We start from the raw sequence: 26,610 nt of genomic DNA, 5'->3' as shown, positions 1-26,610 counted from the left end.
TTATTCCTTTGTTGAAGTTGCAGACGAATTCGAATGGACGAGCCGGAAAATCCGCTCGGGAGTGATAGGCAGTTCAGCAATGCCGATGCCCAGGTGAGACAGAGCATCAGAGACAGCGTTGGCAATCGCGGCCGGTGCCCCGATCGTTCCGCCTTCCCCCATGCCACGAAAGCCACCCAACGTGTTCGGCGCGACGGTTGGCAAGTGAACCAGCTCGATGGACGGAACCTCCGGCGCCGAGGGCAGCAGGTAGTCCACAAGGCTCGCCGTCAGCAACTGCCCGTCGGCGTCATAGACCACCTCTTCCAAGAGCGCGGCACCGATCCCCTGAGCAACTGCCCCGCGCGTCTGTCCCGTCACGATCATCGGATTGATGACGCGGCCGCAGTCCTCCGCGATCACATACCGTTGGATGTGAACTGCGTAGGTCTCAGGATCGATCTCGACCTGCACCATGTGGGTTGAGGAGCTCGTCGTTCCGGTCACTGGGTCGTACATGCGTATGACGCACAGTTCTTCGCGCGCTTCGACGGGCAGTCGCCCCATTTGCGAATAGAGGGCCCGAGCGAGTTCCTTGAAGGTCAAAGACGCATCCCCAAGCCGGGCATGGATAACTCCGTCTGAGATTTCGAGGTCCTCCGGCGCGGCATCTAGCAGAGCCGCAGACACCTTTAGCATTCGCTGACGCAACTCCCTTGCTGCCAAGATGGCGGCACCACCACTGATCACGGCCGTCCGGCTTGCATAGCTTCCAGTTCCGTGAGGCACGGTGGCGCTATTGCCAGTGATCACGCGAATATCTTCGAATCGCGCTCCAAGCTCATCGGCGAGGACCTGGGCAAGTGTCGTTTCGTGTCCCTGACCATGGGAAGCGCATCCAAAAGAGGCAGTAATCGAACCCGTCGAATCCAGTTGGATCGCGCATCTGTCTGTCCCCGTATTGATCGGCATGCCGGGCGACGCCGAGATGCGTGAACCGATACCAGACAGTTCGGCATAGCTGGCCACTCCAATGCCCACCCAGCGCCCGGCGGCCCGGGCCTTGGCCTGCTCCTCCCTCGCTCGCTCGTACCCGAACTCCCGAGTGGCCTCTTCGAGGCCCATGATGAATGCCGATTGATCCCACACGATCCCGACTGCCGTCTTGTACGGGAACTCGTGCGGCTGCACCAGGTTGCGCCGCCGCATTTCGACAGGGTCGATCCCCAGCTTGACGGCCGCCATATCCATCAGGCGCTCCATCACGAAGGTGGATGTCGGGCGGCCCACACCCCGGTACGGTCCAGTGGGCGATTTGGGTGTCGTAACGCCTCGGACATGACCGAAGTAGCATGGGAGCCGATAGGGCCCAGGCAAGAAGCTGATCACCTGCACTGCTTCGATACCCGCGGTCCACGGATAGATCGAATAGGCGCCCACATCGCTGATAACTTCCGCGCGCAAGCCAAGGACATGCCCCTCTTCATCGAAGGCAAGCTCCGCGACCACGCGCTGATCAAAGGCTTGGCTCGTGGAAAGCAGATCCTCCAAGCGATCGCCCGTCCACTTCACCGTCTTGCCCACATGCCTGGCCAGCGCGCAGACCAGCATTTCCTCCTGATAGAGGGAGGTCTTTCCTCCGAACCCTCCGCCTACGTCCGGCGCAACAACAGTGAGGCGGTTACCCGGCATGTCCAGTAATTCCGCCAACGCATCCCGCACGATCCCCGGAACCTGACTGGAGGTATAGAACATCAGCGCATCGCGCCCCGCGTCGTACTGCGCCATATAGGTGCGCGGCTCCATCGCCATCGGCGCCTTGCGATGAAAGCGAAAGCGCCCGGACACGGTCAGTGGAGCATCCGCAAAGACCGAATCAACCTCGCCCCTGCTGAATGTGCGCTCGACCAGCACATTGCTGATCAGGCTCGGGTGCAGGAGGGGGGCATCCGGTGCGCAAGCGGCCTCCGGATCCGTGCAGACGGGTAGCTGCTCGTACTCGACTTCGATTACGTCGCACGCATCCTCCGCTAGGTAGCGGCTTTCCGCCAACACGGCCACTACTGGCTCCCCCACGAAATGCACGACGCCGTTGGCCAGCGCATGGATCGGGGTGGGCTGATAGCCTGCCATCCGGGAGGTCGCCAATGCAGGCTTGATGATTCCCGCGATGTCCGCCCAGACATAGACACCGCGCACGCCCGGCATGGCTCTCGCCGCATCCAGATTGATTGCCAAGATCCGCGCATGCGCTTGATCGCTGCGAAGCACAGCGAGGTGCAGCGCGTGCGCATGAGGCAGGTCATCGACGTAGCGGCCATTACCCGTCAGCAGCCGTGCGTCCTCCACGCGCCGCACGGGCTGGCCGACGTGCTTAGCGCCCACCCCCGGCCGCAATCCTGCGTCCGCCTGATCCGAGCCCGAAGTCCTACTCATAGCTTTCCGGGCCCTTGCGCAGGGAGTCCCACTGCTGGGCGTCGTGTCCAAAGACAACCGTGGCGCCAGAAGACTGGATCCTCTTGATCTCCCGTAACGAGTGGCTTGCCAGATCAGGGTTCCAGGTATTGCGGGGCATCACCTCTTCGTCCAGGTTGGCGCGCAGCGCCACGGCATCGGCCGTCAGCAGGAAGCTCCCATCGCGATCCAATCCGACGAGCGCCCCCAGGGTGCCAGGCGTGTGCCCCGGCAAAGGCAGCAGAACGAGCTTTCCGTCTCCGAAGACATCGTGCTCCTCCTCAATCGCTTCCGTGGGCATGGGATGCAACCAATCTGCGGGAATGTAGCCCCGCTGAACCGCATCCGCGCCCTGCGCGGCTTCCAGTTCCTTGGCATGGCATATCACGGTGGCACGCTTGAAGAATTCGTTGCATCCGCAGTGGTCTGAATGAAAATGCGAGTTCACCACCACGTCCACGTCATCGGACGTCAGGCCCAACTGCGCCAAGCCGCTGACCACGTTCTCGTCGGGCGCTCCGATAGGCACCATTGCCTTGGCCATCGTTCCCCATCGCGAAGTTGCATCCACCGCGGTGCTCGGATGGCATCCGGTGTCAAACAGAACATTGCCCTGACTGTGACGGAGCAGCACGCAGGAAACCGGTAGATCGATGGTCTCTGCTCGATCCGCGTCGGGTAGGTACACGCTCTTGCGCATGCGCAAGCGGCCGCCGCTCAGGAAGTGCATCTTCATCGCTTCATCTCCTCTTTGTTCGCTCCGACATCCGAAGCCGCTTGCAACGCGTTTCTTGCTGCCACGCAGACCTTGACTGCTTCGACGATGCCCTGGTAGCCGGTGCATCGGCACAGGTTTCCCGACAGGACGTCGCGAATCTTCTCTTCGGTATCGAGGGGATACTTCTGCAGGGCATCGGTGCAGGTGGCCAGCATCCCCGGCGTGCAGAAGCCGCACTGAAGGCCATGACGTTCGCGGAAAGCCTCCTGCAGAGGACTCAAGGCCTCGACGCAGCCCATGCTCTCGACGGTCTGGATCTCTGCGCCATTCGCTCGCACTGCGAGCATGAGACACGAGCGCACGCTGTCGCCGTCCACCATGATCGTGCAGGCACCACAGACGCCGTGCTCACACCCTACGTGCGTTCCAGTCAGGCCCAGTCGTTCGCGCAGGAAGTCAGAAAGCAGCATGCGGGGCTCCACCTCGTGCTCCTCTACCTTTCCATTGACGAGCATCCATACGGGATGAAGAACAGTTTGTTTTTCGCTCATCTCGATACCCTCAGTGATTAACCGACAGAGCCCGCTCTCGCGCCCTTCGGATACATCGGCGCACCAACACAGCCGACAGATGACGCCGGAACTCTGGCGAAGCGTGCAAGTCCTGGCGTGGCTCCAGCCCTTCACAAGCGGCCTGCACTGCTCTTTCGATGACGGCGTCGGAGAGAACTTCGCCTTTGAGAGCCGCCTCCGCCTCACTGCGCCTTAAGGGCGTGTCCCCCACACCCATCATGGCGACACGTACATCCCGAACGCAGTCCTCCTCCAAGCGGACGAGAACACCGCAGGCCGACAAGGCGAAATCGCCTGCCCGACGCGCAAACTCCTCGAAAGCCCAGCCGTTGTGCCGCATACCTGGCAATTCGATGCGCACCACGAGTTCGTCGTCTTCCAGAACCGTGGACAAAGGCCCGACGAAGAAGTCGTGGGCACTGACCGTTCTTTCCCCTTGTGTGGAACGCGCCACGATTTCGGCATCCAGGAGCCGTACCAGCATGGGCAGTTCGGCGGCCGGGTCCGCGTGGGAAAGGCTTCCTCCGATGGTTCCTCGGTTGCGGATGGCCAGATGCGCCACGTGTTGCATGATGTCGGGAATGATCGGAAAGCAGCGCGCCACGAGCCGCGATGTCTCCAGTACACGGTGACGGGTGAGCGCCCCCACCGATAACCCTCCGTCCTTCCGCTCACGCACGAAATCCAGTTCCAGAATCCGGCTCACATCCACGACGAGGCCCGGCCGTACTACGCGGAAGTTCAGCATGGGCCCGAGGCTCTGCCCTCCGGCCATGATCTTCGCTTCGCCCACGTTGGCCGCGAGCAATTGCACCGCCTCCTCCACGGAATCGGGGCAGCAGTAGTCAAAGGGAGCAGGCTTCATCGGATTCCCTGTTTACTGGCCCTGGAATTGCGGCGCGCGCTTCTCGGCGAAGGCTTTTCTTCCCTCGCGATAGTCCTCGCTGGCAGACGCGGCCTCGATCAATTTTTCCGCGCGTTGAAGATTCAGCGCCCCCGCGCCCATTGCCATGCCGTTGAGCAAGGACTTCGCGCCCGCGATACTCAAAGGTGCATTGCCAGCCATGGACTTGGCGAATTCCCGAGCATCGACCATCGGATCACCCGGCTCGATGGTGGGCGCGCTGCCTCGCAGCCGTGACCACCATCCGCCCGAGCTTGCTGCCTTGACGGCCACATGGTCGACGAAGCCAATCCTCAGCGCTTCGTCGGCGGGGAAGCGTTGAGCGCCATAAAGAATCTTCTTGGCCATAGGCAGGCCAACCAATGAGAGCAGCTTCCTGGTGCCACGTACCCCATAGATGATGGACAGTTTGGCCGCAGGAATGCCGAACACGGCATCGGTTGCCGCGTACCTGAAGTCGCACGACATCGCCAGATGCGCACCGCCTCCGAGGCAATAGCCCCGGAGCACTGCGATAGTGGGCTTGCTCACATTGGCAATGGCGTCGCAACAAGCATCCACCGCCACTTCGTAAGCCGTGGACTGTGCTGCATCGCACCGAACCCTCTCGAACTCCGGTATGTCTGCGCCGGAGCAAAAATCCGTCCCGGCACCAGTCAGGATGATGGCGCGCACCTGCTGGTTGCGCTCCATGGCCCCCATGATTGCCGGGAATGCCCTCCACATGGCATAGGTCATCGCATTGCGATTGGCAGGACGGTTCAGTGTTACGACCGCAATGCCATCCGAGATCCAGATCTTGACTTGTTCCGACGTTAGGACATCCATGACCTCGTCGGCCGTCCCCACACCAACGACCGCTACGTCGGCGCTCGCCGACGGTAAGGATGCTTCGACCGCCTGGCCGGCTCGGGACGGCACCGTCTCCTGAGCGACCGCGGCGGGCGCTGAAGACGCAATGGCCGCAGCCAACAACTTCGCGGCCTCCTGACCTGCATTTCCACCCGCGCTTGCACCCTCCACATTCCGGCCTTCAACTTGCTTGCCGAATAGTTCGAAAAAGTCGTCCGCCGATTTCCTCGCAGCCGAATCGATCATTCGCGACCCGAGTTGCGCCAGCTTTCCGCCCACGTTGGCCTTCACCGTATAGCGCAGGAGCGTCAGTTGTGGCTCGAGCGCTTCCAAAGCAACCCCGATGTCTGCCTTGGCGAAACCAGCGGCTCCACCCGAACCCTCGCCCGTCAGCGTGTAGCTGCGGGGCGGCTGGATATCAGAGAGAGTTACCTTACCGGTGAATCTCGCCTTGATCGGCCCCACCTTGCTAACAACTGTCGCGGTGAAAGCGTTGTCGGCAGTCCGCTCCAATGCCTCGCAGCCCGGGATGCTCGCCTGCAGAATCGCTGGGTCGTTAAGGGCATCCCACACGCTTTCTCTGGATGCCTTGACTCGAGCTTCGCCTACCATTTCCATATACTTCTTCCTCTCGTCTATAGAAGGTCAGTAGGTTCAAACCGTAATTTCGGCCAAAGCGGCGCGAACAGCAGCGGGAATTTCGGTGGGCCGGTTGCTCTGCCGGTTCACATACACGTGCACAAACTGCCCGACGGCCGACGCTTCCTGCGCGTCGTTACGGAACAGTGCAATCTCGTATCTGACACTGCTGCGCCCAAGGTGCACGACCTTCATCCCCACGGCTACGTCATCTGGGAATCCGATCGACGAGAAGAACGTGCATTGCGTCTCAATAACCAGGCCCACAACCTCGCTCCTTGCAACGTCCAGCACACCGTTCTCGATCAGGTGCTTGTTCACCACGCTGTCGAAGAATGAGTAATACACGACATTGTTCATGTGGCCGTAGGAGTCGTTGTCCCCCCAACGCGTCGGCATGACAACGATGCGCGGATAGTCCACCTTTGCGCTCGGCGATTTCTTCTGCATCACAAGACCTCCGCATAGATCGCCGCAGCATCGCTCTCAGCGAGTTCCCGTCGATTGTTGACAAGGAGCCGCGTCTGCTTCATCGCATCAGAAGCGAGCATCGGAATGTCCTTAGCGCCGATACCAACCTCCCGCAGCGTCGTCGGCAGTCCCACCGAAGGCGCCAAACCTGCGAGGTATTCGACAAAGGCTCCGGCTTTGTCTGCCTCTTCACCCTGGTGACCTGGATTCACGATGTCCAGGAGTTCCGCATATTCCTTGCGAGCCGCCGGCAGGTTGAACCTTGCCACGGCCGCGAGCACGAGAGAATTCGACAGTCCATGTGGCACATGAAACTGCGCACCGATAGGGTACGCCAGCGCATGTACTGCCGCAACGGGCGCATTGGCAAATGCGATTCCGGCCAAGCAAGCCCCCAGCAACATGTCTTCGCGCGCCTGAACGTCACTGCCATTCCGGCACGCTCGGAGCAATGACCCCGACAGCAGCCTGAGCGCATCCCGAGCCAGGCAATCAGAGATCGGATTCTTCAATCGCTTGCTGGTAAATGCCTCAATCGCATGCACCATGGCGTCGATGCCTGTGGCTGCCGTCACGTGAGAAGGAAGCCCCAGTGTGAGTTCGGCATCAAGCAAAGCGAGATCGGGCAGCAGAATGGGTGAGACGACCCCCTTCTTTTGCCCTTCGCCCGTGGTCACGATGGAAATGGGCGTTACCTCAGAGCCAGTGCCGGCGGTCGTGGGGACCAGGATGAGCTTAAGCCGCGGCCCCTTCACCAGCCCGACGCCGTAAACGTCGCCAAGCACCTCATCGCCGCCCGCCAGCAATGCCGCGAGCTTTGCAGCATCCATCGAACTGCCACCGCCAAAGCCGATGACGCAATCTGCAGCAACCTCTCTTGCAGCTGCTGCGGCCTCGTGAATCACGAACTCCGGAGGATCCGCTTGCACACCGGAGAACACAGAAAACGGAATTCCGGCCGCCTTCAGTCCATCCATCGCAGACTGAAGAGCACCCGAACGCAGCAACCCCTCGTCCGTCACGACGAGAACGGATTTGCACTTCATCGCGGACACCTTGCCCGCCAGTCTGGCAGCGCCTCCGCGCTCCACGCTAAGCGTTCCGCATGTAGAGAAATCAAAGTTTTGCATAGCCGCCTTCTTTTCCATGACTTGCATTATTAGACTATGTAGCTCATTCGGCAAGTGCTTTTTGAAGAGATCCGCCTCAAGTCAACAAGATAGACTGCATGAATCTTCTCGCTTGCTTGCTTGCAGGACATAGATTTCATGACCCCAGAAACCTCACGAACTCATGCTGAGCGCGGCTCGGCCCCTTCCATGCAACCACCGCTTACACCGAACGCCGAAATTCAAGAAAGAAACTGCTCTGTCGGCCGCACGATCGACGTCATCGGTGACGGATGGAGCTTCATGATCCTCAGGGAGTGCTACTTCGGCGTGAGACGCTTCGAGCAGTTCAAGGAAATTCTCGGACTGCCCCGAACGACACTCGCAGACAGGCTTCGCACGTTGACGGCCAAGGGTTTGTTACGACAGGTCCTCTATTCAGAGCGGCCACCCCGGTTTGAGTACCAACTTACACGCCTAGGTATTGACCTCTATCCAGTCATGATGGCGCTCATGAGTTTTGGCGATAAGTGGCTAGCTGGCCGCAGGCGCAAACCCCTGCAACTCATCCATCACAACTGCGGGCAGCCTTGTAGCGCCATCGTCATCTGCTCGAAGTGCCGAGCCGAAATTCTTCCCAGCAACGTCAGCTACCGCGACGGACCAGGAGCAGGGACCAGCGTCATCCATACGAAGCGCAAGAGTCGCCGCTCCGCCGATCCCACCGCCCTAGAACACCGCCGCCCCAGTTCAGTCGCGCGTGCCCTACAGGTCATCGGCGACCGCTGGAGCTTTATGATCATCCGCGAAGCATTCTTTCGGGTGCGCCGATTCGACCATCTCCAGAACAACCTGGGCATCGCTCCCAACATCCTCATCGACCGGCTCAATCGCCTGGTCGACAACGGCGTGTTTCGAAAAGTGCTGTATCAGTCCGGACCCAACAGGTATGAGTACCGATTCACCGACAAAGGTCGGGACTTGTTCGGATCGATGATCGCCATGCTTCGCTGGGGAGACAAATGGCTATCGGATGGCGCCCCCCCCCTCATCCTCACCCATAACGACTGCGGCAAGGACTTCGAGCCCACAGTTGCCTGCGACCAGTGCCGCGAGGCCCTGAACGCACACAGCATGCGCTTCACCATGAACTACCGCGACCCCAAACCGTCCGAATAAGGCACACAAGCCCCCAGTCGATGCAACTCGGGGGCAATGGCGACCAATCTACTTATTTTTTCGCCACTAAGGGGCAGGCACTGTCAGAGAGTGACCTGAAGGCCTTATTGGCCGGAATCGTGGCCACCAGCTTGTAGTAATCCCAGGGATACTTTGATTCAGAAGGGCTCTTCACCTGGTAGACGTACATGTCGTGAACCATGCGGCCGTCTTCCCGGATTCGCCCACCCGTGGCGAAGAAATCGTTGACCGGAGTCTCTTTCATCTTGGCCATGACGGCGCCTGCCTCGTCCGTCCCAGCTGCCTGCACCGCCTTCAGATAGTGCATGGTGGACGAATAATCCCCGGCATCACCCATGTTCGGCATACGTTTCATTCGTTCGTTAAATCGCTTGGCGAACGCCCGTGTCTTGTCATCGTGATCCCAGTAGAACGCCGTCGTAAGCAGCATTCCCTGAGCCGTTTTCAGTCCCAGCGAATGCACGTCGGTGATCCAGACCAGAAGGCCTGCGACCGTCTGCCCACCACCAGCAAGATCAAACTCGCGAGCGGATTTGACGGCATTGATGAACGTTGCTCCCGATCCTGCGATCGCAACCACTTTCGCCTTGGAGTTTCGAGCTCTCAGCAAGAAAGAGGAATGGTCATTGGAGTCCGGCGGATAGCGCACGCTGCCTACAACCGTCCCGTTACTGCTTTTGACGACTGCTGAAGCGTCGGCTTCCAGTGCATGTCCGAAGGCATAGTCCGCGGTAAGGAAATACCAGCTGTCCGCGCCCTTGTCTATCAAGGCACCAGCGGTTCCCTTCGCCAGGGCATAGGTGTCATATGCGTAGTGGATGCTGTTGGGCGTGCAAGCGTCGTTCGTGAGCCGTGACGAGCCAGATCCATTGATGATCGCGATGCGGTTGCGCTCCTTGGCCACACCAGCGACTCCCAAGGCGATGGCCGAATTGATCAGATTGGTGACCATGTCGACCTTTTGAGTATCGAACCATTCCCTAGCCTTGGACATCCCAACGTCCGGCTTGTTCAAGTGGTCCGCGAAGATTACCTCGACAGGCTTGCCCAGCACATTGCCGCCAAAATCCTCCACGGCCATCTGAACCGCCGTTACGGAGCCCTTTCCTCCTTCGTGAGAAAACTGGCCAGACATGTCGGTCAGCACGCCAATGCGCACGACATCATCCGACACCTTGCTCTGCGCCTGCGCGCCGCTGAAAAATAGCCCGCCTATCGCGGCAAGACTCCATGCCAGGAGATTTGAAACTTTCATAAGGGACCTTTCGATATGAGTTGACCCGTGGATGCAGATTGCCGGATAGTCAATCCAGTAATGCAAGTATGCAAGTCCATTTGTGCAAGTAATATCCGAGCTTTCCCGAATTATTCAGCGACAGAGGGCGAAGCCAGATCGGCCGTGAACCAGCAGTAACCTCTACGGACCAGCAGGCCCATCCATTGCCCGCGGGGCCGGCCGAGTTCAACCCTTGTGTGCAAGCCACGGCAGGGGCGAGCACAGGTGACGAACCTTCTCCCAGTGGTACGAGCCGTCGTGGATGAGCGAAGACAGACCGAACCGGGCAAGCATCAGCTTCTGCGCCGCGAGCTCCCTATCCTCCAGATCCCGGGCGGCGGTGGCGATGCGACACCAGGCCCATGCCATCAAGGTGTAGCCCACACCCATTAGGAAGTCATCGGCAACAGGCAACATCGCCTCGCCCCCCTCTTCTCCGGCCTGCAGCACAACCGCTAGCCCCTTCTGGGCTTGGGCATATGCGCGTCCAAGCGCCATCCCCAATGGAGCCAGTTCACCCTCGCACTGGCTCGCCGATGCCTCGAACTCGCTGAGCAATTCCTGCAGCGCCCCGCCGCGGTCGGGCAGCACCTTGCGCATGAGGAAATCGACCGCCTGAATCTCATTGGTGCCTTCATAAATCATCGTGATCCGGGCGTCCCGCAAATGCTGCTCGATGCCGTATTCGCGTACATAGCCGTATCCGCCCAGGACCTGCAGGGCCGCGCTCGTCCCGTGAAAGCCATGGTGCGTCAGGAAGGCCTTTAACACCGGGGTCAGCAACGCGCTGCGGCGACTGGCCCCATCACGGCGCTCTATATCGGGGTGAGGGCCGTCCTCCATCAACGAATGCCTGATACGCAGCAGCGAAGCCTGCGGGCGTGTGAACATCCCCATCCTGCAGGGTGCAGCCTTCGCGATCACCAACTGCATTGGTGGAGGCCAGAACCTCCGCAGCGAAGCGCCCTGCCTGATTCACAATCTGCCATGCCGTCTCTTCGTCGAGGTCGGCATAAGCTGGCAGATTCCTCCACTGCTTTGGCGCCTCTAGAACATGGTGGATCACGAAGTGAATGTCACGAAGCGGAGGTAGGTAAATGGTCATCGAAAGGCCGGATCCCAAGCAATAGGTTGCAAGTTCTCGGAGTGCTCAAGCGCATCAACAGGCGCTTCCGAAGTCCATCCGGCATCACCCATCTGATCGAAAGCTGCGTCCAGATCGATCGAGAGTGTCGGTGCACCCTCGGCCCTCGCGCGGGAGGCTTCCAGGGCGCGCAGTTCAAGCAGACAACGTCGAAGCAGTGCCATGGCCAACGCACTTCAAGCAGCCGCGCCCAGATAGCTTTCAATCACGCGTGGATCGTCAGCCAACGAGGAGGCTGTTCCGCTGAGGGCGACGTCGCCCGTCTCCAGTACGTAGCCGTACTGCGATATGGCGAGTGCCGCTCGGGCGTTCTGCTCAACAAGCAGAACTGACACGCCGGAGGCCCGGAGGCCATCGATGGTTTGAAGAATCTCGCCCACGATGCGCGGCGCCAAGCCCAGACTCGGTTCGTCGAGCATCAACAGCTTCGGCTGGCTCATCATCGCCCGGCCAATCGCCAGCATTTGGCGCTCGCCGCCGGAGAGCGTTCCGGCCAATTGCGACTGGCGCTCATGCAGCCTGGGGAACAGGGCATAGATCTGATCCAGCGTGTCGCGCCAGCGCCCGTTGCCTTGGCTCCTGGGACGCCAGCCGCCAAGCAAAAGGTTGTCAGCCACCGTCATGGAGCCGAACAATTCGCGCTTCTCGGGGACGAGCGAAATGCCGCGCAGAACACGTTGCTCCAGTGACAGGCCCGTGATGTCCTCCCCTTCGAAGAGGATCTCTCCGCGTGCAGGCAACAATCCCATCAAAGCCCCGAGCAGGGTAGATTTTCCAGCTCCGTTCGGACCGATAACGGAGCACACTGATGCGCAGTCCACTTCGATGCCGATCCCCCGCAGCACCTCAGCGCGTCCATAGCCAGCATGCAGTCCGGTGACCTTGAGAACTGTAGTCATGGCTCAATGCTCCGTTCCGAGGTAGGCAGCTCGCACAGCCGGGCTGACTCGGACCTCATGCGGCAGCCCTTCGATCAGCTTGGTGCCGAACTCCATCACCACAATGCGATCGGTGAGTTTCATCACGAAATCCATATCGTGTTCGACCAAGAGCAGGCTCAGCCCCTCGGCCTTGAGTTGCCTGAGGATCTCAGTCAGGGCCCGCTTCTCCAGATGCCGCAGCCCCGCGGCAGGCTCATCCAACAGCAGCAGGCACGGATCGCTGACGAGTGCCCGCGCGATTTCCACGAGCCGCTGCTGTCCCAAGGCCAGATTGCCCGCCAGATCGTCGAGGTGCGCGCCCAGCCCGATGCGATGCAATTGCCGCTCGGCCTCGCGCAGAACCCTGCGCTCTTCCGCCCTATCCAGCCGCAGCATGCCGCGCAGCGTCCCAGCGCGCGAGCGCACGTAGCCGCCGATCGCGACGTTCTCGAGCACCGTCATGTCCGGGACCAGCTTCACGTGCTGGAACGTCCGCGACAAACCCAGGCGCGCCAAGGCACGTGAACCCAGTTGATCGACGCGCTCGCCTCGGAACACGACCTCGCCCGCGGTCAGCGTCAGAACGCCCGAAACTAGATTGAAGGTGGTCGACTTGCCCGCCCCGTTGGGACCGATCAACCCTACGATCTCACCCGCCCGTACCAAGAAGCTCACATCGTTTACGGCGACGAGCCCGCCAAATTGCTTGCGGATGCCCCGGATGTCCAGCAGTTCCTCGCCTCTGCCGGGCTTCTTCCGGTCCTCCAGTGCAACCGCCTCGGACCAATCCCTGCGGCGCGCCACGGGCTTCACCCAACGGCCGAAGACCGACCACAGTCCCTTGGGTGCCAGTTGGAGCACCAGCACCAGAACGATGCCGAACACGACGAGTTCATAGTTGCCACCGCTGCCCAGCAGCCTGGGCAACAGAACCTGCAACTGGTCCTCGGCCAACTTCACGACCACAGCGCCAATGAATGCACCATAGACGCTTCCCAGGCCGCCCACGACAGCCATGAGCAGGTACTCGATGCCCATCTTGATCCCGAATGGCGACGGATTGACCATGCGCTGCATATGGGCGAAGAGCCAGCCCGAAACGCAAGCCAACAGGGCCGCGACCATGAACATGGCCACCTTGTAGCGGAACGTAGACGCCCCCATCGCTTCCGGCATCGTCACGCCGCCGCCATTGCTGCTGTTGATGGCGCGCATGACGCGCCCCGGCCGGGAGTCAAGGAGAAAGGAAAGCCCTAAAGCCGCGAGGATGGCACAGCCCCAGATGAGGTAGTAGATCCGCCCGACTGGCTGCAAGCTCAGTCCCCCAATCGACAAAGGCGGCACGCCAGCCAATCCGTCAAACTTGCCGAGGACCTCCAGGTTGCCCATGGTGTAGTACAGCGCAAGACACCAGCAGATCGTGGCCAGCGGCAAATAGTGCCCCGACATCCTCAAGGTCACGAGTGCCAGGATCAGAGCTACAGCGCTCGTGATGAGCAAGCCTGCAAAGAGCCCGGACCAGGGAGACCATCCAAGTTGCGTCGTGACATATCCCGTGGCGTAGGCACCAATGCCCACGAAGGCCGCTTGGCCAAAGGAGATCAGCCCCCCCACCCCGGTCAACAGCACGACACCGAGTGCGACCAGCGCGTAAAGACCGATGTAGTTGAGCTGCGTGATCCAGAACTCTGGTATCGGCAGTTGGGGCAGCACGAGAAGCATCAGGCAAACTGCCGTGACGCCCGTGCCGCGATGCCAACCCTTGGCCAGAAAGCGCTTCGCAGTACCCTTGTGCTCGAAACTCACATGCGTCATGTCAGTGTTCCTCCCCGTGCGGGTCGGTGAATGATCGCCATAGCAGCACCGGCAAGATGATGGTGAAGACGATGACCTCCTTGTATGCGCTCGCCCAAAATGAGCCGAATGCCTCGATGCCCCCCAACAGGAGCGCTCCGAGCAATGCCAGCGGAAAGCTGGTCAATCCGGCAAACACAGCTGCCACGAAGCCCTTGAGCCCCACCAGGAACCCGGAGTCGTAGAACACCGTGGTGGTCGGTCCGATCAGCACGCCAGACAACGCGCCGACGAAGGCCGCGAGCAGGAAGCTCAGTTGGGCTGCGCCATCGGCCGAAATCCCCAGCAGCCGTGCACCGGTGCGGTTGACCGCCGTGGCGCGCAACGCCTTGCCGCGCAGGGATCGATCAAAGAACAGGAACAGCCCCGCAATCAGCGACGTGGCGGTGGCAAAGATCACCACGGCTTGGCCGGACACGGATACCGACCCGAGGCTGAATTGCTCGTTCCAGAAAGATGGCGTGCGCGACCCCTCTGCACCGAAGAACAGCAGCCCGAGGCCCGTCAGCGTAAAGTGAACGCCGACGGAGACGATAAGCAGTGCCAGCACACTCGCGTCGGCTAGAGGTCGGTAGGCTAGTTGGTAGATCAGCGGCCCCATCGGCGTGACCAGGGCCAGCGTCAGCGCGACCTGCAAAGTCAGAGGCGTCTGCATCCCGGCGAACCACCATCCGGCCGCGCAAATTAGCAACGGCAAGGCCAGCCGAGTCAATGCATGGCCCAGAATCCGGGTCCACCGCTCACGGCGGCGCCATGCTTGGATGGACTCCACGACTTGCGCCGTAATCGCCAGTGCCAGCAGCAGCCAAACCGTTCCTGGTACCTGCTGTGCCTGGAACGAAGCGACCGTCAACGCCGCAAAGGCGACGTACTCGCCCTGCGGAATGAAAATAACGCGGGTCACCGTGAAAACCAGCACAAGGGCCAGCGCCACCAAGGCGTAGATGGCTCCGTTAGTAAGTCCATCGAGCATCAGGATGCTCGCAATCGAAAAGTCCATAGCGGATGTTCCTCGTGCTGGGTTACCCGATCAGGGCTCGACCTTCCAGTCGCCGTTCACGACCTTCAGCACCACGCCGCCGGAGCGCTGAAATCCCCAGTGATCGGTCGCGCTGAACGTCACCCATCCCTGAGGGACAAATACCGAGCCCGTCGACTCGACGGCTGTCTTGAGCGCGGCCCGGAATTCGGGCGTGCCCGGCTTTCCCTTCTTCAGGGCCTCGGGCACGGCCTTTTCGAGAATGAGGGTGATGCCGAAGTTGTCCGCGGCAAACAGATTGCGGGAGTTCGGGCCATATTGCTTCTCATAAGCTTGGACAAAGCTGGTGGCCACGGCCTTGGAAGGATGGGTGTCCGGCAATTGCTCGGGCGCCACGGCGGGCCCCGAAACCACGAACGTCCCCTCGACGGCCTTGCCGCCGACGCGCATCAGGTCGCGCGTGGCCGCCGACTGACTCTGGTAGATCTTGCCCTTGTAGCCACGATCCACAATTGCAAGCTGTGGCATGGCCGCACCGCTGCCGGAGGCGACGATAAATATGGCATCGGGGTTGCCCGCCGTAACGCGCAGCGCCTGCGCAGTGACGCTGGTGTCCGCACGCGCAAAGCGCTCCACGGCCGTGATGGTGATACCCGCCGTCGGCGTGGCTGCTCGCAGTTCCTTCAGCCAACTCTCACCATAGGTGTCGCTGTAGCCGATGAACGCGAGTGTCTTGATGCCCTGCTTCTTCATGTGCGCAATTGCGATGCCCGCCATGACGGCATTGGAATTGGTCAGACGGAAGGTCCATGCATCCTTGCCCGTCGGCAACTCTGCCGGCGAGAGCGCAAACTGTGGTGTCTGCGTCTCGGAAGCCACGTCGGCAATGGCCACCGCAACCGGCGTGGCGACCGAGCCCACGATCAGATCGACCTTGTCCTCGCTGACCAGCCGCCGAGCATTCTTCACCCCGGTGCTCGGATCGGAAGCGTCATCCAGAATGACCAGCTTGACGGGTTCGCCCGCAATCACCTTCGGCCACAGGGCCATCGCGTTTTTTGAGGGAATGCCCAAACCGGACGCGGGGCCACTCAACGGCAGGATCGCCCCGATCGTGATCTCGGCCTGCGACGCTCCGGCCAGGATCAGGCAGGCGCTCACCACTATGGTCTTCAACATCTTCATCACTTGTCTCCTTTTCTTATGATTGCCCGGCGGGGCCGGACGGTCCAACGTCCCGGACGCCATGTCCACGACGAAGCAGGACTCCCCGGCCAACGCGATCGCGGTTTTGGCGCCAGGGGAGAAATTCGCACCGCCCACTCAGTTGCGAAGCGGCTTGCCGGTTTGGAGCATGTGCTCCATGCGCGCCAGCGATTTCGGTGTCTTTGCCAGAGCGACCATGCGGTCGACCTCCAAGGCAAGGATGTCCATGTCCGTGACGGCTGTTCCCGCAGCGACATCACCGCCACTGAGGACTTCCGCAATCGCACGCACAACAACCATGTCGTGCTCACTGAACCCAAGGTTCGTGCGCTGCTCATCCACGCGGGCATACAGCTCCGCGGCGCCATCGGCGCCCAGTACAGACCAGTGCAGCACGGAGGCCGGCCGGTAGTCGCCATCGGCCAGCTCGAGCGCCAATTGCCGGGCGTCTTCCAACAGGCGATCCCGGTTCATCGTGATCCTGTCGGTGCGACGCAGCAGGCCACGGTCGACCGCGACGAGCGCCGAGCCGCTGGGTGTCCCGTCGATCAGTACCTCCAGAACTTTGGACGCGGCAAGATGCGCATCGCCTCCTGAACGCTCGATCCATCGCTCCAGGAGACGGGTGCAGCCGCCCCAGCCAGGCAAGATGCCGACCTTGAGTTCTGGAAGACCGGCATTGAGCTCTGCATGCGCCACGCTGGCATCGCAGCAAAGCTGGAGCTCACACCCCCCGCCCAGCGCCAGTCCGAACGGTGCGCCCACCACGGGGAAATGCGCCATACGCAATGCCCGAAGCGCCGATTGCCCACGCTCGACAAAACGCACAAGCCCTGCCCAATCTCGCCCTTTCACGTATGTGACGAAACTTCCAATGTCGGCGCCTACTGAGAACGCACGCGGGTGGTCATTGGCGATCACGAGCGCGCGAAAGCCCTGACTCACATGGCCCGGAGCCGCTTCGATCAGATCAACCACCTGCTCGTTGCAGGCATTCATCTTCGTATGCACTTCGAGCGCCAGAACACCCTCACCGATGTCCCACAGCGAAGCGCTGTCGTTGCCGGCGACGCGAGGGGCGAGCCGCCGGATCGCTGAGAACGCGAGTGCCCCAGACCCCGCCACGGCCCCCATCCACTGTCCCGTGGTACTGAGCCAGCGCTCGCCGCTGTAAAAACCTCCCTGTTCGACGGCCTTCTTCAACAGCGCAGGCACGGGACGGCTTTCAGCCGACAGCCGCTCGGCCAACCAGGCGACCCCGACGCGGTCCGCCAGTTCAAAGGGGCCGAAGCTCCAGTTGTATCCCAGCCTCAGAGCCACGTCGATCGAGGCCACATCGCCGGCGATCTCAGGGCCAATCTCCGAGGTGTAGGAAACCAGGTGCGAGAGAACGTTCCAGGCATACCTGCCACCACGATCCGGCTGCTCGCAAAGCGAACGGAGGTCTCTTCCCGCCGCATCCAGGCTCGCCAATTGGACAGCCCGAACAGCCCGGTATTCACCAGACGAGAGATCCAGCGCTTCCCGTATCTTCTTCCCACCCTTTTCGGTAGTGCGATAGAAGCCGGAGCCGACGGCCCGGCCCGTTCGCCCCAACTCCAGCATCCGTGTGATGAAGGGGTCACGCGTTACGTCGTGTTGGCGGTGCGCGTCGTCTGCGGACAGCGACTTCATGAAACTGCCCCAGACGAGCGGCACCAGGTTCACGCCCACATAGTCGAACAAGCCGAAGATGCCCGTGCGCGGAATGCCGAACGGTGCGCCCATCACAGCATCCGCTTCCTCGACCGTCAGCCCCAACGACTTGGCCTCCAGGGCTGCGACCGACATCCAGTAGTTGCCGATGCGATTGGCGATGAAGCCAGGCGTATCGCGGCAATGAATTACCGTCTTGCCCAGCAGACGGTCGCACCAAGAAGCCACGCGTTCGATCACATCCGGGGACGTCTTCTTGCCACCCACGAGTTCCAGCAATTTCATCACCCGCGGCGGGTTGAAAAAGTGCGTGACGACAAAATCCCGTGCGAAGGCATCTCCCAAGCCTTCAGTCAGGTGTGCCAGAGGAATCGTCGAGGTGTTTGAAGAAACCACCGACCCCGGCTTGCGCAAGCGCTCCAGCTTCGCATAGAGCTCCCGCTTGATCTCCAGGTCCTCGAACACGGCCTCGACGATCCAGTCGGCTTCGGACACGCGTGCCAGATCATCTTCAACATTGCCCGACTCAACCAGCTGGGCACGGTCGGGGTGCATGAAACCAGCGCCACGCAACTGTCGTTCGACGGCCTGTTCGGCCAGTTCATTTCTCGAACGCGCATCCACCATGGGGCGGTCCAGAAGTAGAACGCTGATACCGGCGTTGGCAAGGTGTGCTGCGATACCAGCGCCCATATTGCCTGCGCCGATGACAATGGCGCGAGAGAGTTCGACATGCATAGTGTGCTTACTCACTGGGCCAAGTTCTCGATCACCAGCGCAATGCCCTGACCGCCACCAATGCACATCGTGACGATGCCGTATCGGCCCTTGATCCGCTGCAGCTCATATAGGCATTTGATGGTCAGGATCGCGCCCGTCGCGCCCAACGGATGACCAAGCGCCACAGCGCCTCCGTTGGGGTTGACCTTGGCGGGGTCGAGCCCAAGCCCATCGATCACCGAAAGTGCCTGCACGGCGAATGCTTCGTTGGACTCGATGACGTCGATGTCGTCGAGGGCAAGCCCGGCGCGCTGGAGTGCCACCGGGACGGCATGCACGGGGCCAATGCCCATGATCTCCGGCGGGACGCCTGCCAGCCCCCACGCGATCAGACGTCCGATCGGCTGCAAGCGACGGCGATCCACTTCCTGGCCGCTTGCCAGGATCACCGCGGCGGCACCATCGTTGATGCCAGACGAATTCCCCGCAGTCACAGTGCCACCCTCGCGAAAGACTGGCTTGAGCTTGGCAAGGTCGGCAGTGGTCGTTCCGGGACGCACATGCTCGTCGGTATCGAAGACCTGGACGCCCTTGCGGCTCTTGATCTCGACCCCAATGATCTGGCTTTTGAACCGGCCTTGCTCAATCGCCTCTGCGGCACGCCGGTGGCTTTCCACGGCATACGCATCTTGGCGCTCCCGGTCGATGCCGTACTTGGTCGCCACATTCTCCGCCGTGCATCCCATCGCACCATGGCCGAACGGATCCGCGAGCGTGTTCGACAGCCAATCATAGAGAACGCCGTCTCCCATGCGCTGTCCATAGCGCATGCCCTGCACCGAGTACGGCGAGCGGCTCATCGCTTCGGCGCCGCCAGCCACCGCGATATTCGACTCTCCCAAGCGGATCATCTGGGCCGCGTTGACGATCGCTTGCGCACCCGATCCACACAGTCGGTTGACGGTCAATCCGAGCGATTCGACAGGCATTCCCGCCTCGATGGCCACGGTTCGACCCAAGAAAAGATCGGCAGCCTCGGTCGGAATAACAGTGCCGAACACGGAGTGATCAACATCTTTCGGCAGCAGTCCGGCGCGCGAGATTGCCTCGCGCACAGCTACCGTGCCGAGCTTGGTAGGCGAAAGGTCCTTCAGCGTTCCGCCAAACGTGCCGATTGCTGTACGGGCTCCGCCCAGAATGAAGATATCAGTACTCATGCAGTTGTTCCTTGTTCGTCAATAGGAAATGATTCGAGTAGCTCACGCCACTACACGGTGTCTGCGGCCAGGATCACGTCAGGATGCAGAGGCTCGGCATAGAGCCGCTCCACGTCTTGTGCACGGCGTTGGAGCGCCGCGCGCTGATTGAGATAGCCTTTGTCAGTCATCTCGCCGGACTCCATGGACGGCGCGCTGGCCAGGAGCAAGGCGCGGCGCACTTGCATGGAAGAGCCGCCAGCACCACAAAGCTGCTGAAGGGCCTTCCGTACGGCATCACGGACCACGGGCAACTTGACGAGATTCGGCAGCGTCTCCACGTCACCCTGAGCCAGAGCTCGACAGGCCATCAGGCTCGGAAACACCAGCAGACCCACTTCATCCCGGTCGTGGCCCGTCACGACCACCTCGTCGAACAATGGGGCGGCAGCATTGATGGCGGCCAGCCGCAGCGCTCCCACACTGACCCAGGTGCCACTGAGCAGCTTGAAGTTCTCGGCAACCCGCCCATCAAACAGGATGCCGTCCTGCTCCCAGCGGTCGGGGTCCAACTTGCCGGCGTCGCCGATCGCGTAGTACCCGTCATCATCAAAAGCTGCCGCGGAAAGGTCAGGCCGGCGCCAATACCCCGGCATCACCATAGGACCCTTAACCCGCAACTCGAGCTTGTCCTGGTTGGGCACCAGCTTGATGGCAGCCCCAGGCAGCGGCAATCCAATGGAGTCATGGCGGTCAGCATTCGGACGCGTGATGCTCACCACTGGAGCTGTTTCCGTCGAACCCCATCCGATGAAGAGATTGAGTCTCCTGCCGTTGACGCGCCTATAGCCGTCGTGCAGGGCATCCCAGGTTGCACGTGGCAACGAGGCGCCCGCAGAGAAGATGACCCGAATATTGGCGAAGAACGCACGCTCCAGTGCCGGATCAGAGACGAACGCCTTCACCAACTCGTTCAAGGCCTTGGGCACCCCCAGGTAGACCGTCGGGGGATGCGAGCGCAAATTCTCAAGAGAGCGCTGAATGTGACCAGGAAGTGGCCGGCCATCGTCGATCACCATCATCCCGCCGTTGCGCAGGACAAGGTTGAAATTTAGGCAGCCACCAAAGGTGTGATTCCATGGCAGCCAGTCAACCATCACTGGCGGCTCGCTTTCCAGAAAGCGCCAGACTTGCGCCATTCCAGACTGATCGCTGCACATCATGCGCTGAGTCACGAGAACACCCTTGGGTGTGCCCGTCGAACCAGAGGTGAACAGGATCTTGGCAACTGTATCGGCCGTCACGGCTCGTCGAAGAGCATCGCAGTCCAGTCCAGAGCCGTTTTTCATCAGAAAGGACAACTCAATGCTATTCAACGCCCGCGGAGGGGCTGCTCCAACCGCGATTTGGGCGCCCAACTCCGCGGAGAGGCTCAACGCTCGCTCGAAGGCCGCACCGTCACCCGCGAAAACAAGGCCCGGACTGAGTAATTCCAGGATGCCGCGCAGCCTGGACAGGTCTTGAAACTGCGAATACGCCACCGAGATCGGCGCCACCGGAATGCCGACCGACATCGCCGCCAGCGACAGCAGTGCGTGGTCGATAGAGTTGCCCGACAGAATCGCCAGCGGCCGATCAATGCCGAGCCCAAGCGATACCAAGGATGCCGCCAGACGGCGCGTTAGCAGGGACGCCTCGCCATAGCGAAGGTCACGCCAGCCAGTCGGAGTCGGCTCACGCAGGAAGACTTTCTCTGCGGAGTCAATCGCATGCCGATCCAGCATCTGCGTCAAGGTGGCGTAGCGCTCGGCGAGAGGCGTCGTCGCCGCAATCACGTCACCTTCCGGCGACGTGGAGCGCCTCACCTCTATGCGGCCAAAGTCATCTTGCCAAGTGTTCACTGTTACCTCTGAAAGTTTATACTTGCTCTATTAGACTGACTATAGATAACATTGTTATCTATTTAACGTGGGGTTTACCCTTGAGCCGCCCTCGCGCATCACACTCTCACGCCACAGGAAGCCGCGCACCGCGCAGCCATCACATGCATGCAAGCACCTAGACAACCCCGGGCAGGCAACACCCGAGTCATCGACATGAGCTACCTCGAGAGCACGATCGGATACTCGATTCGTCGCGCGCAGATCGCGGTGTTCCAAAGCATCTACGGATCCTTCGATGACAAGGCGGTGACGCTCGTGCAGTTCTCGGTGATGGCGGTCGTCGCAGACAACCCGCAGATCACACAGGCAGAACTCGCCGAAGTGCTGGCCGTCGAACGGCCTCGCATCGTCCCTCTCCTCAACAAGCTCGAAGAGATGGACCTCGTCCAGCGCCTCGTCTGCGACACCGACAAGCGCAACCGTCGGATCGTTCTAACCACCGAGGGAGGCAAGGTCCTTGCGGACCTCAAGCGTCGCTTCGACGTGCATGAGCAGCAACTAGACAAGCTCATGGGGAAAGAAAAGGAAGTTTTACTTTCGATGCTTCATAGGGTCAGCAAGCTCGCTGACTGATTCACGGTATTGATTGGAGTGAACCCCTGCGGCTGGACCACCGGGCTCATGCGAACTAAGCCGCCTTCCGAGCAAGTTGGGATTCGAATTCGTTGGGTGGAAGATAGCCGAGCGCCGAGTGAAGCCGCTTTGCGTTGTAGACCTCTTCAATGAACCGTGGAAGCCGGCTGGCGACATCACCGAAGGTCTCGTAGCCGCCGATGTAGACGTCCTCGACCTTGAGCGTCTTCATGAAGCTCTCGGCCTGCGCATTGTGGTACGGGTTGCCGGGCGAGCTCATCGACCCGCGCAGCCCCGCGTCCTGCAGGGCTCTGCGATAGGTTTCACTTGCATAGTCGGCGACCCAGACCACGTTCGGCCGCGTCGGGATGACGTTGCGATAAAGGTTCGAGAAGATCGGCGAGTCGTGCTTGCTGTCGGTCGTTCGAACGAATCGCCTGCGAAGCTTGATGCCCAGGCCTTGTGCCCTCATCACGCGTGCGACCCGCTTGTGATTGACCACGTGGCCGCGGCGGCGCAATTCATGAGTCACGCGCCGGTAGCCGTAGCCTGGCACCTCGTCCTGGATGGACCCAATCAACTCGGCGAGCCGGGCGTCTCAGATCTTCGCCCACTGCCGTCGACCGGTAGTAGAACGTGCTGCGCGGAAGATCGATCACTTGGCACCCCCGTCGAATGGAGCAGGCTTCGGGCCAGTGACGATTGATAAGTTCTCGTTGTCGCTCACGAGGCGAAGGCGTGGAGTTTTTTTAACAAGGTCGAGCTCCATGGTGAGCTGGCCGACCTTGCGTTCGAGCGCCGCGATCTTGGCCTCGTATTCCGTGATGACCGATGCCTCGGCCTCTTCAGCGCTCAGCTCTCCTGCTCATACCCGTGTCATCTCTCCAGCGGGTTCTGAGACCGGCTTACATTTCCGAGCACCACCCTGCGTCTGCAGTCCTACCGCGACGCTGGGCGTATGAGCCGGGGTCAGCTGCGTGAAGGCACGGCACGACACGCCCAGCACCGAATGAAGCGCGAGTCTTCACGCCTTTTGGGGCGGGCATTCACCATAGCTTCCACCAATGCCTCTGTCGCTGCCGATGCTCAAGGGGCCGCAGATCGAGCACCCCGTAGTCGGGGCGCAGAGCGCCCGCGCGCCGCCGCAGTTCCGCTTCCAGTTGGTGAGCGATGCCGCGAGCGTGCAGATCACCCCGCAGCGCGCGTTGGCGCCATTCGGATGCCAGCGCTCCCAAGTCTCCGTCGGGCAGTGTCTCTGTATCGATCATGGTCTAGATTGTGGCGGGCGTGGGCCGCTGATATTTGCCGTGAGGGGCTCTCACGAAGCCCGTCGAAGTTTCATCACTCCAAACGCAACCGGACCTGACTGAAGGATACGGGCTTACACCAAGCGCTATCGCGCGAACGTGGGATTCCGAGAACGTAGTTATCTGCAGCAAAGTGCCTTACCCGGTCTAACAATTGCCCGCCTCATGTGTGGCGAACGACTCGCCAGGAAGGCGAACTTCCGGGGATTTGCAATGGGCATCGGAATCGGCGCGAAACAGTTAGAACCGACGGATGAAGGAAACACGAATCACTGACCATTTGGGGGAAAGGCAACGCTTCATCGCGCCCCTACGAGCCTCGGCGAGGGTTGTGTCCATCGGGCGGATTTTGCAACTTTGAGCGCAGCATGTCTTTTGGGTTCTGACTGTCACTTTCCAGCTCCAATGCGCCGAAGTCGGTGGAAGCGAACTCCGGAGGGACGTGGACCCCACCAGCCTCGTCGCGCCGAACGAGGCCGCGATTCTCAAGTTCTCGCATTGCTTTGTTCACTCCCTCGCGTGAGAGCCCCACATACGAAGCAATCACCGCTTGGGTGATTCGTTTGTCGTAGCCGCTGGGGCCTGCCGGCGCCAGATGAGTAAGCTCATGAAGCACCCGGCCCACCAGCTCGATGGGTGAAAGCGAAGATATCCGTCTCAGCTGACCATGAACCATGGAAATGCGCTTGACCGCCAATTCCAGCAGCCCCACCGCGACATGTGGGTAGAGCGTGCAAAGACGGTGGAGCACGCCGATCGGAATGAGATAAATGGAGGATGGAAGCGCTGCGATCAACGTCGCTTGCGCGATATAGCTTTCCTTGTTCAAGGAGGGGCTAAAGAAGAAATCGTCCTTACTGACGAAATCGGTCGTCACGCCCTCGCTGTCGCTATCGCTGCCGTGCACCACAACACGCAGCAATCCGGTGCCGACGCAGTAGACATGCTCGGATTTCTGGTCCACCGCAAGCACTACGTCGTTGCGGCGGAAGCTTTTGAGCTCACTGCTTTGAACAAGCAACGCACGCTCGCTGTCGGGCAGCTTGGTGATAAGAGGATGCAGGTACATGCTGGAACTAATGCGGTCTCCTCCTTCGTACGCCTGCGCGTCCCCAAGGGGCTGGCATCGCTGGCTTTCAGGGTCCCGGATTTTCCGTGGTTGAAGAAATGAAGTCGGTCAAAGCGAAGCCTGCTCTTTCTCTTTGCGGTATTTGAGTGCGACCGGAAAGGGTGACGAGTTGGTATGACAATGAATCGCCCCGGATTCCCTAGACACTTTTGAGCCGTTGGAAATGGCGTCGCTCGAACTCTACGGGCGACAAGTCGCCAGCGGTGTTGTGGCGACGCCTGGGGTTATAGAACATCTCGATGTAGTTGAAGACATCGGCTCTGGCTGACCTTGCCCCTGGAATCCGTACCCCATAGCCAAGCTCATGAGTTGACTTGCCTCGGCTGATTGGCAAGCCAGTCCTGCTCGAACTGCATCGGGCTGACGTAGGCCAGCGTCGAGTGCAACCGAGCGCGGTTGTACCAGAGCACCCAGTCGATGATCTCGTCCTTCGCCTGGCGCCTGGTCTTGAAGCGTTGCCCATGCAGTCGCTCCACCTTCAATGAGCCGAACAGCGTCTCGTTGCACGCGTTGTCCCAGCAGTTGCCTTTGCGGCTCATCGAACTGGTGATGCTGTACTCGGCGAGCACGGCCCTGAAGTCGTGGCTGGCGTATTGACTTCCCCTGTCGCTGTGGAAGATCAGACCGACCTGCTTGCCCGGATGCCGCTTGAACCACGCCATGCGCAGTGCGTCGATCACGATGTCGCGCGTCATGTCGCCCCGCAGCGACCAGCCCACCACCTGGCGGCTGAACAGGTCGACCACCACCGCCAGGAACACCCAGCCCTCGTCCGTCGCGATGTAGGTGATGTCGCCCACCCAGACCTTGTCAGGCTCACCCACGGTGAACTCGCGGTTGAGCACGTTGGGCGAGATCGGCAGGTCGTGGCGGCTGTCGGTGGTGACCTTGAAGCGGCGCTTGCCTCGGGCGCGGATGCCGTGCCGCTGCATGAGCTTTTGAACCCGCTCCTTGCCCACGCGCACGCCTCGGGCCAGCAGCTCCTTCCAGATGCGTGGCCAGCCGTAGCAGCCGTGTGTCTCGGCATGGATGGCCTTGATATGCACCAGCAAGGCATCGTCACTCAGGTGGCGCCGCTGAGCGCCGCAGGCCCTGCGAACGAAGTGCTCGTGGTACCCCGCCATGCTGATTCGCAGCACCCGGCATTGCACCGAGATCGGCCACACCCGGCAGTGGCGTCGGACGAAGGCGTACTTCACCGCTGCGCTTTCGCGAAGTACGCCGTCGCTTTTTCCAGGATGTCGCGCTCCATCTTCACCCGGGCCAGCTCGGCGCGCAGCCGGCTGATCTCCATCTGTTCGGCACTCACCGCCTTGCCGTCAGCGCCGCTGAGCTTGCCTTCGCGTTGCGCCTTCACCCAGTTGAACAAGGTCTGCTCGACCACACCCAATGTGCGCGCCGCCGCAGCGATGCTCTGGCCGCCCTCGACCAACCGCACCGCCTCCTGCTTGAATTCGAGCGTGTAGCGCGCCCTCGTTGTCTTCGTCATTTCCGTTCTCCTTGCTTGAATTGAAACACTCAGCAAGGGGTACGTTTTTCGGGGGCAAGGTCAGGCCTCATCGCGCGTCGAATAGATTTGTCGGCGAATGCGCTCTCGCTTGAGCAACTGGAAGAAGCTCTCTGCGACTGCGTTGTCATGGCAGTTGCCGCGCCGGCTCATGCTGCTCACCAGGTTGTGGTCGCGCAGGAAACCTTGCCAGTCATGGCTGGTGAACTGGGCGGATTCAACCGGTCGTCGCAACACCTTCAATCATGGAGGTGTTATGGGAA

The 26,610-nt window shown here is 60.9% G+C and carries 22 protein-coding genes and 2 pseudogenes; 2 read left to right on the top strand and 22 right to left on the bottom strand.

The genetic code is table 11. The annotated features are described in order from the left end of the window. From QRN67_RS32070 to QRN67_RS32040, 7 genes are read right to left on the bottom strand one after another with little or no spacing between them, the layout of a single operon-like run. Positions 1-2,415 carry a xanthine dehydrogenase family protein molybdopterin-binding subunit gene (locus QRN67_RS32070; protein WP_285415043.1) on the bottom strand — a complete coding sequence of 805 codons (2,415 nt, stop codon included), beginning with the start codon at positions 2,413-2,415 and terminating at the stop codon, positions 1-3. Continuing rightward, a complete protein-coding gene (locus QRN67_RS32065) occupies positions 2,408-3,169 on the bottom strand; it encodes an N-acyl homoserine lactonase family protein (RefSeq protein ID WP_285415042.1) in 762 nt (253 codons plus the stop codon). The genes QRN67_RS32070 and QRN67_RS32065 overlap by 8 nt, the downstream gene beginning before the upstream one ends. After that, positions 3,166-3,702, bottom strand: a complete 537-nt coding sequence (locus QRN67_RS32060) for a (2Fe-2S)-binding protein (RefSeq protein WP_503010963.1) — start codon at positions 3,700-3,702, stop codon at positions 3,166-3,168. Before QRN67_RS32060 ends, QRN67_RS32065 begins: the two co-directional genes overlap by 4 nt. A gap of 10 nt (positions 3,703-3,712) precedes the next feature. Further along, a complete protein-coding gene (locus tag QRN67_RS32055; RefSeq protein ID WP_285415041.1) occupies positions 3,713-4,588 on the bottom strand; it encodes an FAD binding domain-containing protein in 876 nt (291 codons plus the stop codon). Between the two features lie 12 nt (positions 4,589-4,600). Next, a complete protein-coding gene (locus QRN67_RS32050) occupies positions 4,601-6,097 on the bottom strand; it encodes an enoyl-CoA hydratase-related protein (protein ID WP_285415040.1) in 1,497 nt (498 codons plus the stop codon). A gap of 36 nt (positions 6,098-6,133) precedes the next feature. Further along, complete coding sequence (locus QRN67_RS32045) at positions 6,134-6,568, bottom strand: acyl-CoA thioesterase (protein WP_285415039.1); 435 nt, start codon at positions 6,566-6,568, stop codon at positions 6,134-6,136. Next, a complete protein-coding gene (locus tag QRN67_RS32040) occupies positions 6,568-7,719 on the bottom strand; it encodes an iron-containing alcohol dehydrogenase (protein WP_503010964.1) in 1,152 nt (383 codons plus the stop codon). Before QRN67_RS32040 ends, QRN67_RS32045 begins: the two co-directional genes overlap by 1 nt. A 138-nt stretch (positions 7,720-7,857) precedes the next feature. Here QRN67_RS32040 and QRN67_RS32035 point away from each other — a divergent pair, with 138 nt between their 5' ends. Continuing rightward, positions 7,858-8,877 (top strand): winged helix-turn-helix transcriptional regulator, encoded by a 1,020-nt coding sequence (locus QRN67_RS32035; RefSeq protein ID WP_285415037.1) that lies wholly within the window; start codon positions 7,858-7,860, stop codon positions 8,875-8,877. 52 nt (positions 8,878-8,929) lie between these two features. Here the strand turns inward: QRN67_RS32035 and QRN67_RS32030 are convergent, their stop codons facing one another. From QRN67_RS32030 to QRN67_RS31990, 9 genes are all read right to left on the bottom strand, one after another. Further along, entirely contained in the window at positions 8,930-10,153 is a 1,224-nt protein-coding gene (locus tag QRN67_RS32030) for an ABC transporter substrate-binding protein (protein WP_285415036.1), read from the bottom strand. Positions 10,154-10,360: 207 nt separating this feature from the next. Further along, a complete protein-coding gene (locus QRN67_RS32025) occupies positions 10,361-11,107 on the bottom strand; it encodes an acyl-CoA dehydrogenase family protein (protein WP_285415035.1) in 747 nt (248 codons plus the stop codon). Positions 11,108-11,494: 387 nt separating this feature from the next. After that, positions 11,495-12,217 (bottom strand): ABC transporter ATP-binding protein, encoded by a 723-nt coding sequence (locus QRN67_RS32020; protein ID WP_285415034.1) that lies wholly within the window; start codon positions 12,215-12,217, stop codon positions 11,495-11,497. 3 nt (positions 12,218-12,220) lie between these two features. After that, a complete protein-coding gene (locus QRN67_RS32015; protein ID WP_285415061.1) occupies positions 12,221-13,960 on the bottom strand; it encodes a branched-chain amino acid ABC transporter ATP-binding protein/permease in 1,740 nt (579 codons plus the stop codon). A 94-nt stretch (positions 13,961-14,054) separates the two neighbouring features. Next, positions 14,055-15,092 carry a branched-chain amino acid ABC transporter permease gene (locus tag QRN67_RS32010; RefSeq protein WP_285415033.1) on the bottom strand — a complete coding sequence of 346 codons (1,038 nt, stop codon included), beginning with the start codon at positions 15,090-15,092 and terminating at the stop codon, positions 14,055-14,057. Positions 15,093-15,122: 30 nt separating this feature from the next. Beyond that, positions 15,123-16,256, bottom strand: a complete 1,134-nt coding sequence (locus tag QRN67_RS32005; RefSeq protein ID WP_285415032.1) for an ABC transporter substrate-binding protein — start codon at positions 16,254-16,256, stop codon at positions 15,123-15,125. A 138-nt stretch (positions 16,257-16,394) separates the two neighbouring features. Next, positions 16,395-18,710, bottom strand: a complete 2,316-nt coding sequence (locus QRN67_RS32000) for a 3-hydroxyacyl-CoA dehydrogenase/enoyl-CoA hydratase family protein (protein ID WP_285415031.1) — start codon at positions 18,708-18,710, stop codon at positions 16,395-16,397. An 11-nt stretch (positions 18,711-18,721) separates the two neighbouring features. Continuing rightward, positions 18,722-19,909: a beta-ketothiolase BktB gene (bktB, locus tag QRN67_RS31995; RefSeq protein WP_285415030.1), complete on the bottom strand. Its 1,188-nt coding sequence runs from the start codon at positions 19,907-19,909 to the stop codon at positions 18,722-18,724. Positions 19,910-19,959: 50 nt separating this feature from the next. Continuing rightward, positions 19,960-21,789 carry an AMP-binding protein gene (locus tag QRN67_RS31990; RefSeq protein WP_285415029.1) on the bottom strand — a complete coding sequence of 610 codons (1,830 nt, stop codon included), beginning with the start codon at positions 21,787-21,789 and terminating at the stop codon, positions 19,960-19,962. Positions 21,790-21,984: 195 nt separating this feature from the next. Here QRN67_RS31990 and QRN67_RS31985 point away from each other — a divergent pair, with 195 nt between their 5' ends. Next, the gene (locus QRN67_RS31985; protein ID WP_285415028.1) at positions 21,985-22,404 is read left to right on the top strand and encodes a MarR family winged helix-turn-helix transcriptional regulator; all 420 of its coding nucleotides are present in this window, start codon (positions 21,985-21,987) and stop codon (positions 22,402-22,404) included. 55 nt (positions 22,405-22,459) lie between these two features. On the opposite strand, the gene QRN67_RS31980 is transcribed toward QRN67_RS31985, so the two are convergent. The 6 genes and pseudogenes from QRN67_RS31980 to QRN67_RS31955 all read right to left on the bottom strand — a co-directional run. Beyond that, positions 22,460-22,984, bottom strand: coding sequence for an IS3 family transposase (locus QRN67_RS31980; RefSeq protein ID WP_285415027.1), 525 nt, complete (start codon positions 22,982-22,984; stop codon positions 22,460-22,462). A 466-nt stretch (positions 22,985-23,450) separates the two neighbouring features. After that, complete coding sequence (locus QRN67_RS31975; protein WP_285415026.1) at positions 23,451-23,672, bottom strand: hypothetical protein; 222 nt, start codon at positions 23,670-23,672, stop codon at positions 23,451-23,453. A 349-nt stretch (positions 23,673-24,021) separates the two neighbouring features. Then, positions 24,022-24,780: a Crp/Fnr family transcriptional regulator gene (locus QRN67_RS31970; protein WP_285415025.1), complete on the bottom strand. Its 759-nt coding sequence runs from the start codon at positions 24,778-24,780 to the stop codon at positions 24,022-24,024. Between the two features lie 199 nt (positions 24,781-24,979). Beyond that, positions 24,980-25,105, bottom strand: a pseudogene (locus QRN67_RS33335) (IS3 family transposase); the annotation flags it as partial. Between the two features lie 37 nt (positions 25,106-25,142). Beyond that, positions 25,143-26,329 (bottom strand): IS3 family transposase gene (locus QRN67_RS31960; protein ID WP_285415023.1). Its coding sequence is split into 2 segments (ribosomal slippage): positions 25,143-26,074 and positions 26,074-26,329, totalling 1,188 coding nucleotides; the frame shifts between segments, so codons are not numbered across the junction. 63 nt (positions 26,330-26,392) lie between these two features. After that, positions 26,393-26,566: pseudogene (locus QRN67_RS31955) on the bottom strand (IS3 family transposase); the annotation flags it as partial. Positions 26,567-26,610: the final 44 nt, after the last annotated feature.

The organism is Variovorax sp. efr-133-TYG-130, from assembly GCF_030208835.1.
Taxonomy (GTDB): Bacteria; Pseudomonadota; Gammaproteobacteria; order Burkholderiales; family Burkholderiaceae_C; genus Variovorax.
Note: the sequence above shows the minus strand (reverse complement) of the source record. Positions and strands in the feature narration are given on the sequence as shown.